10 protein-coding genes are annotated in these 18,152 nt (G+C 44.5%); 3 read left to right on the forward strand and 7 right to left on the reverse strand.

The annotated features are described in order from the left end of the window. Nucleotides 1-290: 290 nt before the first annotated feature. On the reverse strand, nucleotides 291-2,450 hold the full coding sequence (locus QUF61_RS10220; RefSeq protein WP_289681548.1) for a two-partner secretion domain-containing protein: 2,160 nt from the start codon (nucleotides 2,448-2,450) through the stop codon (nucleotides 291-293). Nucleotides 2,451-2,895: 445 nt separating this feature from the next. Here QUF61_RS10220 and QUF61_RS10225 point away from each other — a divergent pair, with 445 nt between their 5' ends. From QUF61_RS10225 to QUF61_RS10235, 3 genes are all read left to right on the forward strand, one after another. Further along, complete coding sequence (locus QUF61_RS10225) at nucleotides 2,896-3,687, forward strand: reverse transcriptase family protein (RefSeq protein ID WP_146066895.1); 792 nt, start codon at nucleotides 2,896-2,898, stop codon at nucleotides 3,685-3,687. Between the two features lie 179 nt (nucleotides 3,688-3,866). Continuing rightward, nucleotides 3,867-5,555: a hypothetical protein gene (locus QUF61_RS10230; protein ID WP_289681549.1), complete on the forward strand. Its 1,689-nt coding sequence runs from the start codon at nucleotides 3,867-3,869 to the stop codon at nucleotides 5,553-5,555. Continuing rightward, on the forward strand, nucleotides 5,552-6,298 hold the full coding sequence (locus tag QUF61_RS10235; protein ID WP_289681550.1) for an NUDIX hydrolase: 747 nt from the start codon (nucleotides 5,552-5,554) through the stop codon (nucleotides 6,296-6,298). The genes QUF61_RS10230 and QUF61_RS10235 overlap by 4 nt, the downstream gene beginning before the upstream one ends. Nucleotides 6,299-6,454: 156 nt before the next feature. Here the strand turns inward: QUF61_RS10235 and QUF61_RS10240 are convergent, their stop codons facing one another. The 6 genes from QUF61_RS10240 to QUF61_RS10265 form a co-directional block, all read right to left on the reverse strand. Then, on the reverse strand, nucleotides 6,455-10,714 hold the full coding sequence (locus tag QUF61_RS10240; protein ID WP_289681551.1) for a PAS domain S-box protein: 4,260 nt from the start codon (nucleotides 10,712-10,714) through the stop codon (nucleotides 6,455-6,457). A 572-nt stretch (nucleotides 10,715-11,286) separates the two neighbouring features. After that, complete coding sequence (locus QUF61_RS10245) at nucleotides 11,287-11,430, reverse strand: hypothetical protein (RefSeq protein ID WP_289681552.1); 144 nt, start codon at nucleotides 11,428-11,430, stop codon at nucleotides 11,287-11,289. Between the two features lie 209 nt (nucleotides 11,431-11,639). Further along, nucleotides 11,640-12,920, reverse strand: a complete 1,281-nt coding sequence (gene rho, locus QUF61_RS10250) for a transcription termination factor Rho (protein ID WP_103922196.1) — start codon at nucleotides 12,918-12,920, stop codon at nucleotides 11,640-11,642. A 251-nt stretch (nucleotides 12,921-13,171) separates the two neighbouring features. Then, on the reverse strand, nucleotides 13,172-13,498 hold the full coding sequence (gene trxA / locus QUF61_RS10255) for a thioredoxin TrxA (RefSeq protein WP_103922197.1): 327 nt from the start codon (nucleotides 13,496-13,498) through the stop codon (nucleotides 13,172-13,174). 159 nt (nucleotides 13,499-13,657) lie between these two features. After that, the gene (locus QUF61_RS10260; RefSeq protein ID WP_103922198.1) at nucleotides 13,658-14,020 is read right to left on the reverse strand and encodes a sulfur globule family protein; all 363 of its coding nucleotides are present in this window, start codon (nucleotides 14,018-14,020) and stop codon (nucleotides 13,658-13,660) included. A 243-nt stretch (nucleotides 14,021-14,263) separates the two neighbouring features. Further along, nucleotides 14,264-18,115, reverse strand: coding sequence for an efflux RND transporter permease subunit (locus QUF61_RS10265; RefSeq protein ID WP_289681554.1), 3,852 nt, complete (start codon nucleotides 18,113-18,115; stop codon nucleotides 14,264-14,266). Nucleotides 18,116-18,152 lie beyond the last annotated feature (37 nt).

Below are 18,152 nucleotides of genomic sequence, written 5' to 3' on the forward strand. Positions count from 1 at the left end.
GATGATAAATTTATTTTTCTAGCGGCTGGATTATGGAACTTCAATCTGGAATGTAGAGGGTAATTCATAGGGTAAACGGGCATGGGGCGGGAGTTTTTTTAATTTAGGTTATTTGGCAACATCTCTCATGAAAAATACCGAAAACCATCATTTATACTCATAGTACCACTTATCTTGTCAAGACATTTTTAATGCGATTGCCCTGCAGGTCGGAGGCACTGATATTGACCTGTGTCATAAAATGTGTCAGCAATTCAGCAAAATTGTGGTTATTCAATGTTAACTTCTTCTTAATAGATGAAATCTTCTGGTGCTGTCGGCGTGCCATGTGGGGCTTTTTTAATGCCAAAACGCGATAGGACATCATTGTGAATGGCGCAATCCAATGGTAATAAGTCGGTAGTCTGCAGAAAACGTCCGGTGGTAGGCAGCAGACTGCTGCTGCCATAACTATCCGGCGTATCGATCAATACCTGACCATCAATACCCAGGCGCGAAGAAGCGTTGATTTGGCTGTTCTGGGAAGATAAAAAATGATCTGCTGCAATGCTGATATTACCACCATTACCGACATCTGCCTGGGCTTTAATTTGTCCCTGGTTCAAAGCAGCAACGCGTGGCTGCTGAATATTGATATTACCACCATCACCACTGCCGCCAAACACGCTGGTATTAATTTCGGATTTATGCAGATACAGTTGTTGATTGATGTCAAGCTGGATATTACCGCCCGTTGCCTGGCTTGCGCTGGTACTGATGTTAGTACCGATTTCCAGGCTCAACTTATTGGCCTGCACATGAATTCTTCCTGCATTACCCGCAGGCACGTCATCAAAAAAAGAATGGGAACTTGCTGATAAATAACTGGGGAAAGCTTGTGTGTCCTGACTTTTTCCCGTTAATCGAATACTATCAGCCTGTAGCTGGATGTTGCCGCCATGACCTGCGCCAAAGGTTGAAGTATTGATGCCCGCACCCGCAGCTAATTCTATGTGGCGTGCACTGACATTAATATCCCCTCCAGTACCTGCTTCTATGGTATCTCCTAAGGACATGGATGATAAGCTTGCCTGCCCCATATATTGCTCGCTTTCCAGGTAAACGGTATCGCTTGCCTGTAATTGAATCGTTCCACCAGAACCGCTCCCCATAATACTGCTGCTGCTGATAAAGCCTCCATCCAATACCTTGATATTTTGAGCTTGAACATGAATATTACCCGCTTTGCCTGTTGCAAAATTAGCTGTTAAAAAAGAGGCACTATGAGATAAGCGCATCTCTTTTTCCAGTTCAATCTCAATATCGCCGCCTTTACCTTCTCCAATCGTGGTACTGCTCAGACTGATACCCTTGGCAATAGCCAGGTTTTCAGCACTGATATGGATGGGTGCGCCGGATGCAGATAATGTAGAAGCGGTAATACTGCTTGAATCAAGCTGAATATCACCTGCCCAAATATCGATCATGCCTGCGGGACTAACGCCTCTGTTTTCTGCGAAAATATGCCCATTTGACATCAATAATTTATCTGTCTGTAAGCGTATCTTACTACTGGGTGTTCCACTGACATTCAACCATGCCCGTTCCAGGGTGAAACTGCCAGACGGCTGGACATGAGATGGTGCATCATTGCCCAGAATAATTTCTCCTGTGCCTTGTTGGGTTATTAAATTTAATTCCCCACCAGAAACTGCCAGTATGGGTACAGGTAGAAAGTCTACGACTTGTTGTACAGTTTTTGTTTCCAGCTCATAAATCTCTGCTTGATGGTAACCACCCTGAGTCAACACAATATCACCTGCAATTAATGACAAGGCTTTTCCTGAATTTACCGCAAGTTGTGGGATATAACCCCTCCGGTATTGCAAACTTTCTTCTTTACTCAAGCGTATCGACCCCAGATCGCCGCCACCCCTGATTTCAATTGGTGCTGAATTTGTTCCCAAAAAACCAAACTTGTCGGTAGGACTTATTGACAGGCTACTGTTTGTTTGTAAGTCAGTATAAAATCTTGCCCCATCCTCCATTTGTAAATAATTAGCCGTGCTGGCATGAAAACTCCCGGACATATCCAGACTGGCGTGTTCTCCAAAAAAAATACCACTGGGATTTAATAAGTAGGTATTTGCGCCGGGAATGCTGTTTTTAATCATACCGTTAATATTTGATGGGCTGCCGCCGGTAACGCGGGAAATCACGTTTTCGACATGTGCCGCACCGGAAAAAACGGCGGTTTCACCCTGGGCAAGATTAAATGTCTGAAAAGAATGAAATAAATGATTACCAACAGTTTTCCCTAAATCCTGAGTAATGGCATAAGCCTGGGTTTCGTTGGATAAGGACAGTTTGTGGGCTGCTCCAAGTGTACCATCGCTAACTATCTCAGCCAGCGCCACAGAAGTGGAAAGCCAGTACAGGGTGCAATAATTAAATAAAGTTGTAACTTTCATGTATCCATTTTAACGTAAACCCAATAGAAACGTCACCCTGTTGCATGAGGCGTTACTTTCATGTAACAAAGTTAGCTGAAAAAACCTTGCAGTTGTTACTTGATATGTAACAGGCGGTTCGGGCTAAACTGACAGGCAAATATTTGTCACTTGCCAGCATCGCTTGGCACCGACAATTTTATCAACCACCTGAACAGCGTCCGAGGTTTTTATCATGCCCACAACAATAACTAGTACAGTAACTGGTAAAAACAAATAATAACTTCAGGACTGGCAGTCCTTAAAGGACTGCCAGTCCTACGCTCAAAGTTATTATGTAAACTTAGTGTTCGCTGTACTAGGAAGCTGTCCGAGGATTAAAAAATACTGTCTCTTGTAAAGAGGCAGTATTTTTTATCTGTTATAAGCAACAAAAACACCCTCCATTAAGACAGAAGGCAATATAATGAAATACTCATCACCTCAGATGTGGGGGAAAACCTCAAAAACAGGTTTTCAATCCACTGCAAGTCCTCATCTTCAAGCAGACTTAAAAACCTCTGCTCCACTGCTGACACAAACCCTCAGTGATAATAATTTAGATGTGGCACTAGCATGGTTATGCGACAGTGCGCAAGCGCAAGAACATAGCAATGTGCAGGATTACAGCCGCGACTGGGCTACCCACAAAGTACATTTGCAAGCACGTATACAAGCGGGTGAATTCCAATTCCAAACTGTGCATGAAGTTGAAATTCTGAGCAATGGCAAAAGTGAAATCCACGAATTGCGCTGTGCTGAAGACCGCTTATTGATTCGCGCCATTGCGCAAGTTTTACAACCTGTGTTTGCCGAACACATTGCACCTAAATGTATACATTTAGCCGGTGGTACACAACAGGCAGTTGAAGCGTTCCACGCACAAATTAAAGCCAAGGCTTTAGAGATGAAATTGGATATCAAAAGCTATTATGCCCACCTTGACCATTTTATTCTGCGCAGCCAGTTCAGCACCTTGTTAGTACAGGAAACCGAGCTACAGCGCCTGCTGTGGCAATTCATGCAACGCACCGTAGAACGTGACGGTCATTATCGTAATATTAAGCAGGGGGTTCCCTTGGAAACTGCCTTATCCCCCCTGTTCGGTGCGCTCTATTTCAGCCCCTTACACCACTTGTTTAGGAGTGAGGATGAAATAAATGCAGAAACTGGGCGCAGGATTTTTATTCATTTTCAAGGCGTGAAAACAGGCGCATAGCAAGCTATGTAACTGTTTTCACAACGCAGAAAATGGAGGAAAAGACCAGCCAAGTTGCTGAAGTTATAAAATTCTCACTCCTTAATGATGATAACAGGCATTTTTATCACCGTTACGTGGATTGATTCCTGTTTTTGTTCTATCATTAGGAATCTTTAGCAAAAAACATTATTTAGCTCATGGATTACCAGATTCAAGGCGGAAATAAAGTCACCCTGAAAGATCGGGATTTTATCGCGCAAGGCGGTGAAGCCAGTTTGTATGCCAAAGGCAATCAGGTATTTAAAATTTACACCGATCCCAAGGCAATGATTCCACCCACCAAAATCCAGGAACTGGCTTGCCTGGATCGCAGCAATATTATTCGTCCCCAGGCGGTGTTATTGGATCAGCGGCAAAATCCGGTGGGTTTTAGCATGCAGCGCATCAAACAAAACGTGGCTCTGGCGCGTTTGTTTACCAATGATTATCAACGCAAGCAGGGATTGGATACCCAACATATCATCGCCTTGCTGGAGCAGATGCAGGAAACCATTGCTTTTATTCACAGCCAGCAGTGCCTGTTGGTGGATGGCAATGAAATGAATTATCTGGTGGACAGCAAATCCCATAAAAAAGTCTATTTTATTGATGTCGATTCCTGGCAAACACCCAGTTTTCCAGCAACCGCCATTTTACCCACCATACGTGATTATCACAGTTCACAGTTTTCGCCGTTGACTGACTGGTTTGCATTTGCGGTCATCAGTTGTCAGTTGTTTTTAGGTATACATCCGTATAAAGGTAGACATCCTGATTTTAAGAAACATGATTTAAGCGGGCGTATGCAGAACAATGTATCCATTTTTAATTCAGAGGTGTCTTTGCCTGCGGCGGTGCGTGATTTCAGCCTGATTCCCACACCCTGGCATGACTGGCTACATGCCGTGCTGGAACAGGGACAGCGTAGCGCGCCACCCAGTGCGGGGGTTCCTGCTGCCTCCTCCATGCGCCCGGTTGTGCGTCCAAAAACCGTACACGGCAGTAATAACTTTATTATCACCCGTCTGGCTGAATATGACAGTCCCATTCGCGCAGTTTATGGGCGTAATGGGCAACGGGTGGTGGTTACTGCGGATAAATTGTATCTGGAAAATGCAGCCCATGCCTTGCCGCATCCCGCTGCACGTTTAATTGTTACCCCACAAAATCTGACACCTGTTTTTGCCTGGGTTGAGCAACAACAGCTTAAGCTGTTAAATGCCCATACCCAGGATATGCTGAATATCAGCTTGCAGGCTGCTCAGGTGCTGGTGGAAGATAATCAGTTATTTGTGATTTATCAGGAGCGGTGCACTGCCATACGTTTTCATGAGCTAGGCGGGAAGTGTCTGGCGGCTCCCGGTGCAAGCTGGCAGATTATGCCCCATGCCACGCAGGTACTGGATGGTTTGTTATATCAGAATATTTTAGGGCAGCCGTGGCTGTTATTACCTTGGAAAAGTCAGTCCTGTGCCGTATTAGCCGTGCCGGAGTTGCGCGATTATCGTATTATGAGCGGACGTTACAGTCAGGGTATTGCCATGTTGACGGCTTATCGGCAAGGTCGTTATGATCGTTTCTGTTTTTGGTTTAATCCTGACCACAGCCAGTATCAACTGGAAAAAACTGAAAATATTGAGGCTGACAGCCATCATTTCATCTGTCTGCCCAGTGGCGTGGCTTTGCATTTAGTTGAGGATGGTGTTTTGTCCTTGTTCCACCGTGAACAAAGTCTCAGTAAACAAATTTTAGATCCCGTATTAACCACAAAAATGCAGCTTGCCAATAATGGCAGTATGGTATTGTTCTCTACAGAAAATGTACTTTATCAATTGAAAATGCAATGACAGCAATCAAAGACAGCCGCCCAGCGGGGCTGGCGCATTATAAAAAACCCACGGTGATGGTGGATATTGTGATATTCACCATCGCAGATGATACTTTGAAAGTATTATTGATTAAACGCGGCATTCCTCCTTTTAAGGGACATTATGCATTACCCGGTGGCGCAGTGCGGGTGGATACCGATATGAATCTGGAAGCCGCCGCGCAGCGGGAGCTGGAGGAGGAAACCGGAGTTGAGAATAATTATCTGGAGCAGTTATATACCTATGGCGGCATAGATAGAGATCCGCGTGATTGGACGGTCAGTGTGGCTTATTTTGCCCTGGTCGCGAAACAGGATGTGCAATTAAAAGCAGGGACCGATGCCGCAGAAGCTCATTGGCATAGCATTCAGGGTAACCGGGTGGAGTTGCCGCTGGCATTTGACCATGCCCCCATATTGCAAGATGCCATAGAACGTTTGCGTGCCAAACTGGATTATACGGATATTGCAGTACATCTGTTGCCCGAAGAATTTACCTTAAGTGAATTTCAGCGCGTGTATGAAATTATCATGCAGGAAAAGTTAAATAAAAGCTCATTTAGAAAACGCGTGAGTCGGGCTGAAATTGTGCAGCCTATTGCGGGAAAAATGCGCACAGGTTCCAACCGCCCTGCACAGCTTTATCGTTTTACGGAAAATAAAACAGATCGTATGTTTTTTCCGCGCAGCATAGTCTGGGCGGAACGGGGGAAGCATGAATAAGCTGAATTCGACGTAAGCTTCTTTCAACGCTAAACGCATTAAAAACCGCTTCCGTCTCATGCTAAGTTATTGATAGTACGCACTGGATTTTATGAGTTTTTGCTAAAAAACCTTATGTCAGGTTCAGCTTGAATAAGCTGAATTGAACTCAAATTATTAATTCAGTTTTTCTTCAGACGTTAAAATTTGTGTGCACAGTATATAAATAGGCTCATAATCATATACTTTTGTCAGTATTTCAAGGCGCTTTGCAATATCAGGATTTATTTCCCTGATTTGAGCAACAATATTATCGATTTGTTCTGCCTCCAGCGTTAATATTGCTTCATACAATAAATTTAACAGCGCCTTCGATAATTTTTTCAGGTCATCTACAGACAGTGCCGCAGTCTTTTGTGGAGGATACGTTACTGCTTCTTGCGCATAGATATAACTCACCCCTAAATATTTATTCATCAATTCAAATACTTGAGGTATCAGGAAAGGTTTAGCGAGTATATCGTCACAACCCTCAAGCAGCACCTTGTTACGTTCTTTCTGAAAGACATTGGCTGTCAAGGCAACGATTTTAACCTGCTCACCACCAGACAAAGCACGAATTTTGGCTGTGGCAGCATAACCATCCATAACCGGCATTTGGATATCCAACCAGATAAAATGAGGTTGCCAAGTTTGGAATAATCTCACTGCATCCTCTCCGTTGACACCGGTTTTCACCTCAAACCCCACCTCAGTCAACACATTTTTGAGCAGGGTGCAACTATCCTGATCATCATCAACCACTAAAATCCGCCAGGCCTGCTGCCTGGGTTGTAAACCAAGCACTGACATAGCTTTATTTTTTTGGGTAATTTCCGCTGCTGTCTCCGGCACGTCCACGGCAATCAGGAAGCTGAAATACGTCCCTTCACCCAAGGTGCTTGTCACGCGCATCTCACCCCCAAGAAGCTCGACAAATTTACGGGAAATGGTCAAACCAAGGCCGGTGCCTTTCTGACCGGGCATATCCGGGGCAGCCTGTACAAAAGGTTTAAAAATATCATCCAACTTGCCTTTTGCAATCCCTTTGCCCGTGTCTTGCACCGCTACCTGTAAATACCACTGCTCTGTTTCATATGCGGGTGGCAAAAGGCCTGCACGTAAATCAATGTTTCCCTGCGGGGTAAATTTAATGGCATTACCCAATAGATTGCTGATGATTTGGCGCAGCTTGCCGGGATCCGTTTTAATATGATGGCTCATATTGTCTTCTAACATCAGTTTAATGGAAATATTCTTAGACTGGGCACGGATACGGAACATTTCCGTCATGTCTTGCAGCAATTGTTTGACATCAAATATTTCCAGATGTAACTCAATTTTGTTGGCTTCGATTTTGGATAGATCCAATACATCATTGATCATCGCCAGCAGATGTTCACCGGCATGGTTGATGATGTCCAGACTTTCTTTTTGCTTGAGCGTCGTATCGGGCGCATTGACCATCAATTGGGAAAATCCCAAAATGGCATTAAGCGGGGTACGCAGTTCGTGTGACATGTTGGCAAGAAACAAACTCTTGGCACGATTGGCGCTTTCTGCGATTTCTTTCGCCTGCACCAGTGCGTGATTGGTGAGTTCCAGTTCTTCTGTGCGTTCTGCCACGCGCTGTTCAAGTTTTTCCTTGGCTTCTTGTAATGCCTGTTCGGCTTTAACCTGCTCGGTAATATCCTGGGCAATACCGCTGATAATAACCTCTTTACCCCTGCTTTCCCGCCCGATAGCACGATCATGCAGCCAGTGCCAGTCACCATGACGATCCTTAATCCGGTATTTGATTGCAAATGAATGACCCTTGATGGATTCTGCAATAGCTGCATCCACTTTGATGATATCTTCAGGATGGATAGCATCATGCCAAATCATTGGATTATTCATAATCTCAGTTGGTGTATAACCTAAGCTTGTAGCCACACGTGGTGACCAGTAGAGCGATCCTTGAGTATTGGAAAACTGGTAGACCATGTCACTCATATTTTCTACCAGTTCCCGAAAGCGTTTTTCACTCAGTCGCAAGGAGCGTTCTGCCTGGAGGCGCTCGGTAATATCCTGACCGATGGCTAAAAGTCCCACCACCTTGCCCCCTGTATCCTTGAGAGTCTGATCCCACCACTCAATTTCAACTTCCTTACCTTCCTTGGTCACTATGGGGTTGACATTGCCTTTGGTCTGAATTTCACCAATAGCATTAAGAAATATATTTCGTATTTGTTCCTGATCAGATTCAGGCAAAAAAGTCCTGAACCAGTCTTTGCCCTGGACTTCCTCCAGACAATAGCCGGAAATATTCTCCATATATGAATTAAAGCGTATGATCCGGCCTTTTGTATCAATCAATAAAACAATGGCTGGGGCTGTATTGATTACACTTTCTGCAAAATTACGCTCGGCCCGTAAGGCTTCCTCCATCTCTTTGTGTATGCTGACATTCCTGAAACTAACCACTGCACCGATGATCTGTTGCTCATGCTTAATCTGTCTGGCATGAACCCAAACGGGAAAGCAGCTACCGTCAACACGGGTGAAAATCTGATCTTCCCGACTAACCCAATCATTATGCAAGGTTTGATGAACGGGACAGTCTTTTTTTAGCAAAGGCTGTCCATTGGCATCAAAATGGTGTATCAGCTTGTGCATGTCACGACCCAGCACCTCGGCGGTATCACGATACCCCAACATTTCCAGGGCTGCCGGATTAATAAAAGTACAAAGCCCTTTTTCATCAATACCGTAAATACCTTCTCCCACGGTATTCAAAATCAGGCGCTGGCGTGCTTCCACTTCAGCAAGCTGGTGTTTGCTATCGCGTAGTGCTTGTTCTGCCTGCTTGCGTTCGCTAATATCATCAATAACACCATCCAGGTAACGAGTATTACTCTGCTCATTCAGAACACTCACACCTTTTTCATGCACCCAACGGATAGTTTGATCGGCATGGATGATTCGGTATTCAATCGTGAAAGGCCTTTGTTCCGCGACACTTTGCAAAACACGCTCTTCCACCATGCCAACATCATCAGGATGAATAACCGAGGCATAGGAGCGTACCTGGTTGGCAATGAAATCAGCAGCCGGGTAGCCGGTCAAGGTTTCAATGCCTTCATTGATAAACGCCATAGTCCAGTTTTTATCACAAGCGCAGCGATAATTGACTCCTGCAATATTTGATGCCAGTGTATGAAAATGCTGTTCGGCTTCTATACGTTCCTGGATATCACGGATACTGCTACGCAGGCCCTGATAAATCTTGTCCTGATCATAAATTGGCTGAAATGACACAGCGACCCAGCGTTGTGAGCCATTTTTATGACACATGCGAAATGGAATATCATTGGCAGAAATATGTTCTTGCAATGCCCTGCAATGCAGTTTGAACATACGCTCCCGATCTTCTTTGGCAATCACCTTGGAAAAACGATCCTGCAAGTGCATGTATTCCTCTGGCTTGTACCCGGTAAACCGCTCCACTGAGGGATTAACCCAGGCTACTTGCGCATCAGGCATGGTCCAGACTTCCATGTCATAACTGTAATTAGCAATTGCCCGAAAGTGGGCTTCGCTCACCCGCAATTGTTCTGCATTGGATTTCTGTTCCTGAGCAGAAGTGACAATTTGTTGCAGTGGATAGCGGATGATAGACAGGTAAACCACCCAGAGTGAGAAAATTTTAAAAATATGTCCAACCAGATTGCTCAAGCCATAAACACTGATATAAAAGCTAAAGGCTAACTCGGAAATGGCGCTAAACAACAGTACCAACCCCAGCGCCATGAATATTTCAGTATCCAGTTTTTTGCGGTATACATAAAAATGCAGCCAGACAATAAACAGCAGCAGGATAATAAAGTACTCGGTGTAAATCTTAAATGGGGTCAGTCCCTGACCTTCAATATAGCAGTCAGGGAACCAGCCGTGGCTGATAGTCCATAATACAAACAGTGTTACTATGCCAAGGCCTAAAAATAACCAGCTTCTGTTCACCGAGCGGCGGATGAAAAGGGGGGCGCTGAGCAAAAACAGGGCTTCGAGAAAACGGGCGCTAATCCATAGCTGGGTGGAAAGGTTGGCATCGGTATCGGTGGCAGGAAAAATGCCCATGCCCTTGTAGGTCACGGTATGGAGTAAGTCGATCCCGGCTAACCAAAAATAACCAATACTCAGGTACATCAACAGGTGGTGCCTGGTGTATCCGTAGCAATGCCACATCACCGTCAGCATGGCCCAAGCCACCCCAATGGCAAAAAACTCTGCACTAACATGAAATAACAGGTAGTTGTAGTGACTTATGAGTATCAGCAGTACCGCCATAAACAGTGGCGTGAGGGTGTTGCGCCAGGCAAATAATTTATCGGCAAGTAAATTCATTTTTATCGGCATGTTTAGGTCCGCTCTAAATAACACAGCACTAATAGTTTTTGATGATGTTGGCTGCGATAAATAACATTTTCTAGCCGTTCATTTTACACTGTCATTAGTAAAGTTGATGGTTTTATAGACCAGCACACCCATGGGCATTGTTCTCCAGCAGCTTTTGGCATAATTTGCGAATCACATCAATTATGCTATTTATACTGTTGTTCTGGGTGGATATTTCGTGATAGTTATAGCCGGGAATAGATATGATGGGAATACCATCATCGTTAGGAGTGAGAATTTTATAACTTCAGCAACCTGGCTGGTCTTTTTCTCCATTTTCTGCGTTGTGCCTGTTTGGACTTAGGCAGTTACATAGCTTGCTATGCGCCTGTTTTCACGCCTTGAAAATGAATAAAAATCCTGCGCCCAGTTTCTGTATTTATTTCATCCTCACTCCTTAGTATGCTTGATGGCACTGCTAATTTGCAAAAGTGGTCACAGCAACGGGTGATGAATGGTAGCAAACAACAGGGTCATCAGGGGTTTAATGAGGTTGTGGAGCAGTACTGATGTAGATGGTAATTGTGCCAAGTTTAACCCCGGAAGTACTGATAATGCTTGCACAGTTCAATTTCAGTGGCAAGCAGGGTATCGTATTCGTTGGGTGCGTAGGCTTCGATAAGGATGGCAATATTCTTCTGTAAGCTTGCGATGCTCAAAGTAGAGTTTTGTTTCATCGCTACTATCATTTTAGGTATACAAAACAACAACAAGCATTGTCACGCTAACCATCCCCAGCAGGCGGTAAAGCGAGCTGTTACTATTGCCCTGCCATGACACGCTGCTGGCCTACTTCGCTGCTATTCCCAATACATTGCGCAGAATAATAGCAAGCTGGTTGTCAATATTCTCGTTTGATATGTGTTTATATAAAAGTCTGATTAATTCAGGTTCGCTTCAAGGTTCCTTTGATATTTTTCATTGCCACAAAAAATTCTTCATTGGTTTTAGTAATTTTCATGCGTTCCAGTAAAAATTCCATTGCGGCCAATTCGTCCATTTGCTGGAAAATCTTACGTAAAATCCACATGCTTTGCATTTCTTCCGGCGTTGTCAGTAATTCCTCACGACGTGTGCCGGAGCGATTAATATTCATTGCCGGATAAACGCGTTTTTCAGAGATTTTACGATCCAGATGAATTTCATTATTGCCCGTGCCTTTGAACTCTTCATAAATCACATCATCCATACGTGATCCGGTTTCAACCAGCGCCGTGGCGATAATGGTTAAACTACCACCTTCTTCAACATTTCTGGCAGCGCCAAAAAAGCGCTTGGGACGTTGCAGGGCATTGGCATCAACCCCACCGGTTAATACCTTGCCGGAAGAAGGCGCAACGGTATTATAAGCGCGCGCCAGACGAGTGATAGAATCAAGCAGGATAACCACATCCTTTTTATGCTCAACCAGACGTTTGGCTTTTTCAATGACCATTTCCGCAACCTGAACATGCCGGGTTGCCGGTTCATCAAAGGTACTGGAAACCACTTCACCGCGTACTGAACGATCCATTTCCGTCACTTCTTCTGGGCGCTCATCAATTAATAATACGATCAGATAGCATTCAGGATGATTATTGGCAATTGACTGGGCAATATTTTGCAGCATCATGGTCTTGCCGGATTTTGGTGGTGATACAATCAGACCACGCTGTCCCTTTCCGATGGGCGCAACCAACTCAATAATTCTGGGGGTTAAATCTTCAGTGGAACCATTACCCAGTTCCAGGGTAAAGCGATCATTGGCAAACAGTGGGGTTAAATTTTCAAATAAAACTTTATTACGGGCATTTTCCGGCCCATCAAAATTAATTTCACTGACTTTTAATAGGGCAAAATAACGTTCACCATCTTTAGGGGGACGAATTTTGCCGGCAATGGTGTCACCGGTGCGTAAATTAAAACGTCGAATTTGGCTGGGGGAAACATAAATATCATCGGGACCTGCAAGATAGGAGCTATCACTGGAGCGCAGAAAACCAAAACCATCCTGGAGGATTTCCAATACGCCGTCACCAAAAATATCTTCACCTTTTTTAGCGTGCGCTTTGAGCAGAGCAAAAATAATATCTTGTTTGCGGGAACGTGAAGTACCCTCAATTTTCATTTTCTGAGTAAGCTTATTGAGTTGAGTGGCACTTTGCTTTTTCAGTTCAGTTAAATTCATAGAAGTTCCTGCGTTATATACGCATTATTCAATCACTACGAAATGATTGCTAAATGTACATAAATCAATCAGTAGCGCATGAAACAATATAAACTGATTGTTTGTGTATTGTTTTTATTGAATAAAGGAGATATGGCTTGAGAAATGATAGGATTAGGTCAAAGGACGAAGATATAAAGGACAACACAGAGTAATGTCGCCCCATACGCTAGAATTTTTTAATAATAGGGATTTTAAATAAAAAAATCAAGTTAAAGATTACTATCAATAAAAGCGGTTAATTCAGATTTTGAAACAGCACCCACTTTCGTGGCTTCCACTTCACCATTTTTGAATAAAATCAAGGTAGGAATCCCACGAATACCATACTTAGGTGGCGTTCCTGGACTATCATCAATATTAATTTTAGCAATTTTTAAACGTTCAGAATATTCTGGTGCAATATCATCTAATAAAGGTGCTATCGCTTTGCAAGGCCCACACCATTCTGCCCAATAATCAACTAACACTGCCACTTTTGAATTCAGTACTTCAGTTTCAAACGTATCATCAGTCACTGATATGATATGCTCGTTCAAATGTTCAACTCCCTTTGGGATATATTTTGTATCGGATAAAACTATCGATAGATAAAAGCAATGGAAGTCAGTGAATCAGTATTCAGGGAATCAGGATTCAATGACTTCCATTATTTGAAACGCAGTTAAACTGCATTCCATAAGCAAGCTAAAGCTTACTTATTTAGCAACCGCTGGAGCAGCTGGTGCCATAGGTGCGCCGTAAGGATAACCGCCACCGTAAGGGTAACCGCCACCATAAGGATTGCCATAACCGCCATAAGGATGACCGCCATAACCACCATAAGGGTAGCCGCCATAACCATAACCACGGTTATAACCACGACCATAACCGCTACCACGCGCGTTCATGTTCATGTTAAAGTCACCAGAACCGTCACCCCAACCGCTGTTGTCCCACATGTTGCTCCAAGGGCCACCACCATAACCAGGACCGCCCCACCATGCTTGTGCAGCGCTCATAGGAAGTGCAACAGCGCCAGCAATTGCTACGGTTGCCAGGGTTTTAGCAAATTTATTCATACATTACGCTCCTTCAATCAAAATATAAGATATGACTCTATCTAAAAAGTAGGTCAGTAACGATAAAACCATCAAAGTGAATTATTTTCTAAATTTTTTAAAATATATAGAACACACTGGTTCCCTATGTAATAGAAAAATACTCACCTTCCTATTTTTCGCTACAATGCCCGGTTCTAAGATAAATTCTGATCCCTTTCATCTGAAAAGGTGATTAAACTTTACCACGCTTCCCGGTTTGTTTCAATGACCGTTCAGCGGTGGCTGTTGTATCTGCGACAAGTCATTCCCCTGCACGCCCCGACTGCCCGTTGCTGCCCGGGTTCGTTTTGTTGTTGTGCGCGCTTTTCTCACTGGCACAGAGGCATCCGCCTTAGCCACAGATGAGGGCATATTTTCAGGCTTAGTCGTCGTTGCCTCAGTCTTATGTGCTGCTGTCTGAGGGGGGGCATCCGTTGTGGTTTTTGTCGCTGCCTGAGCCATTTTTGGTGCTGGCTGGGTCTGTCGGGCTTGAGGTTGCGCTTTTGATGCTTGATATTTTTGCCATAAACCTTGTATAGCCATCCACGCCATAATTGCAACAGCGCGCAGCAGATAAAAACCCATCGTCAGCACATTCATAACCCGCGCTTTAATACTGGGCTGAGAGGATGCCATTGCGGTGCTTGTTTTAGTATCAGTCTGGGTTGCCGCTTTACTATTGTCTGCTGCATTTCCAGAGCCAGAGCCAGAGCCAGAGCCAGAGCCGCCGCCATTATTATTGCTTGGTGGCGTATTATCACTTGGTGGCAGATCATCATCATCACCCAGCAAGGCTTCAGCGCCTGCGCTGATGCACCCCAAAGGAATTACCACCAAAGTTAATAAGGTGGAAATTAACACCCCAAATAACAAAGAAATAGCCATACCCTGGAAAATGGGATCAAACAAAATCACACTACCGCCACCTACCAGTGCAAAAGCGGTAATCATGATAGGACGGGTACGGGTTTTACATGCCAGAATAACCGCATCTTCAATACGGGTACCATGCTTCAATTCATGAATGGAATAATCCACCAGCAAAATTGAGTTACGTACAATAATCCCTGCCAGCGCAATCCAGCCAATCATTGAGGTTGCGGTAAACTCAGCATCCAGCAACCAGTGACCCGGCACAATACCCAGCAATGTTAATGGGATTGGAGCCATGATAATTGCCGGAATTAAAAAGTTACCAAATAAACCCACTACCAGCAGGTAAATCAAGACCATGGCAACGGCAAATGCCAGCCCCATATCACGGAAGGTTTCATAAGTCACCGTCCATTCACCGGTCCATTCAAATCCGGAATGTATATTATCTTTGGGGGGTGCCAGATAATTACCGGACAAAACGATACCATCCGGTGTTGTGTATTCTTGCAGCAAATCTTCAATTTCCATCATGCCGTAGATACCGGAAGCCTCACTGTATTTATTATCACCCTGATGAATACCAACCGCATCCCCGACAACGTATTCAATCCGGCGCAAATCTTTATAGAAAATAGGTAAATCTTCCGGTTCACTGATAAAGCGTCCAAGTTCAGCCAACGGCACGGTATTTTGCTGATCCTGAGTGGGTATGGGTAAATCATACAAACGCGTGAGTTGTGAGCGGATTTTCAAAGGTGCCTGAATCACAATCAGGGTTGGCTCTAACACCGGCCCGTGTTTCACGTCACCTAAGTGATAACCACCCATTGCCATCGACAGGTTACGGTTAATTGTATCCACGGAAATACCACGGCGTACCGCTTTTTCAGTATCGACTTGAAAACGCCAGATGGTATGAGAGTCGCTCATATAGTTGTCAACATCATCGACAATTTTCGCCTGCTCAAAAACCTCTGTCATTTTCGCCGCAACTTCACGCCGGATATTATCATCCGGGCCATAAACTTCTGCGACAATAGACTGTAACACAGGTGGTCCTGGCGGCATTTCTACAACGGTGACTTTAATACCGGTATCTTTGACCACTGCCTGCAATTGACGGCGTACATCGGTAACAATTTGATGGCTGCTACGGTCTCTATCATATTTATCCCGCAACTGCACATGAATATCTGCCTCCCAGGATTGTTGACGCAGATAATAGTGACGCACCATACCGTTAAAATCAAAAGGCTGCGAGGTGCCGACATAGGTTTGCAAGGCTGTCACTTCCGGTACTTTGCGTAACACTTCTGCCAATTGATAGGCCATATTAGCGGTAACCGGCAATGCTGTGCCATCGGGCATGTTAATAAACACATTAAATTCAGGTTTATTATCCAGTGGCAGCATTTTGACTTCCACTGTGCGGAAGTAAAACATCGAGATTGCCATAAAAAAGGCCACAACCAGTGCTATCAGAAATAACCAACCTTTGGCACGGCTGCTAATCAGTGGTGTTAATAAGTGTCGGAAAAAGCCTTCCAGCTTTTCATTAAATGCGTGTTCTTTTTGTTCTGCCTTATGCAAGGATTTTATTGATGGCTTTAAGGCCATTGCCAGCCAAGGGGTAAATGCAAAAGCAGCAAATAAAGAGAAAATCATCGCCACCGAACCCAATACGGGAATCGGCATCATATAAGGCCCCATCATGCCGCGTACAAAACCCATGGGTAATAGCGCAGCCACAACGGTAAAGGTTGCTAAAATCGTGGGATTCCCCACTTCTCTAACCGCATCTACCGCAGTTTCAGTATCGATTTCACCTTTGAGTAGCCATCGCCGGTAAATATTTTCAATGACGACAATGGCATCATCCACCAGAATCCCGATAGAGAAAATCAATGCAAACAAACTCACCCGGTCAATGGTGAACCCTAATGCAAAAGCGGAAAACACCGTCATTAAAATAACCACGGGAATTACCAGCGTGACAACAATAGCGGGACGCCAGCCCAAGCTAATCAGAACCAGGATTGTCACTGCACCTGTTGCGATAAACAGCTTTTTAATCAGGCCATTAACCTTATCATTAGCACTTTTACCATAATCCCGAGTGACTTCAATATGAACATTATCAGGAATTAAACGCCCTTTCAGTTTTTCAACTTTTGCCAGAATATCATTGGCTACAGCAACGCCATTGGTGCCAATTTTTTTGGCAACAGCAATGGTAACGGCTGGGGCTGCACTGATGTCAACGGCGACACCCGTGCCATCTTCCGTTTCGGTATAATGATAGGAAGGCCCGGAGAAGTAGTTGACCATTTTACTGACTTCTTCCGGCCCCTGGAAAACCGTTGCAACATCACGCACATACACTGGCATATCGTTATAGATGCCAACCACCAAATGGGATATATCACCGGCGTTGCGGACAAAAGCACCACTATACACCGTAAAGTGCGTATCGCTGCTTTCTACATCCCCCACTTTGATTTCACTGTTGGCAGTACGGATCGTATTTGCCACCTGATCCAGGCTGAGATTAAAACCAGACAGGCGCTCCGGCATAATTTCAACGCGCATCTGTTCAGTGCGTCCCCCCACAACAAAACCGGGGCCAGTATTGGGAATCTCTTTTAAGACCTGCAATACATCAAATGCCAGGGTGCGTAAATTACCGTCATCAACCGTTTCTGACCATAAAGTTAAATTCACCACAGGTACATCATCGATACCTTTGGGTTTTACGACAGGTTTGGAGACACCGGGAGGGATTTTATCGGCATTAGACTGTAGTTTGTCATGCACCTTAAAAATAGAGCGTTCTAACTCTTCGCCCACCTTAAACTCAACAGTCACCATGCCCTGACCACGCCCGGAAGCGGCGTATACATGTTTTACCGCCGGAATTTCGCTGAGCATACGTTGCAAAGGTTCAATCGCCAGACTGGCAACCTCTTCTGCGGAAGCACCGGGATAATGCACAAAAATATCAGCCATTGGGACTGAAATCTGCGGATCTTCCTGTCTTGGTGTCAGGAATAGCCCAATCAACCCCATAGCAAGCATGGAAATAAAAAACAAGGGAGAAAGTGGGGAGTGGATAAATGCTTTGGCGGTATTGCCTGCAAGTCCAAGCGCAAGGTGTTCTTCGTTTGTGTCGGTATCAGGTGATTTTTGCTGATCGGTCATAGTCTGGGTGCTGCCTCATGATCCAACCCGGCACAAG

Source organism: Candidatus Venteria ishoeyi (assembly GCF_030378065.1).
Taxonomy (GTDB): Bacteria; Pseudomonadota; Gammaproteobacteria; order Beggiatoales; family Beggiatoaceae; genus Venteria; species Venteria ishoeyi.

Excerpts from the sequence above, each read along its gene's own strand:
- QUF61_RS10260 (WP_103922198.1), bottom strand. The coding sequence starts at position 14,020 with ATGAATAAATTTGCTAAAACCCTGGCAACCGTAGCAATTGCTGGCGCT.
- QUF61_RS10240 (WP_289681551.1), bottom strand. The coding sequence starts at position 10,714 with ATGCCGATAAAAATGAATTTACTTGCCGATAAATTATTTGCCTGGCGC.
- QUF61_RS10265 (WP_289681554.1), bottom strand. The coding sequence starts at position 18,115 with ATGACCGATCAGCAAAAATCACCTGATACCGACACAAACGAAGAACAC.
- rho (WP_103922196.1), bottom strand. The coding sequence starts at position 12,920 with ATGAATTTAACTGAACTGAAAAAGCAAAGTGCCACTCAACTCAATAAG.
- QUF61_RS10230 (WP_289681549.1), top strand. The coding sequence starts at position 3,867 with ATGGATTACCAGATTCAAGGCGGAAATAAAGTCACCCTGAAAGATCGG.
- QUF61_RS10220 (WP_289681548.1), bottom strand. The coding sequence starts at position 2,450 with ATGAAAGTTACAACTTTATTTAATTATTGCACCCTGTACTGGCTTTCC.
- QUF61_RS10245 (WP_289681552.1), bottom strand. The coding sequence starts at position 11,430 with ATGAAACAAAACTCTACTTTGAGCATCGCAAGCTTACAGAAGAATATT.
- QUF61_RS10225 (WP_146066895.1), top strand. The coding sequence starts at position 2,896 with ATGAAATACTCATCACCTCAGATGTGGGGGAAAACCTCAAAAACAGGT.
- QUF61_RS10235 (WP_289681550.1), top strand. The coding sequence starts at position 5,552 with ATGACAGCAATCAAAGACAGCCGCCCAGCGGGGCTGGCGCATTATAAA.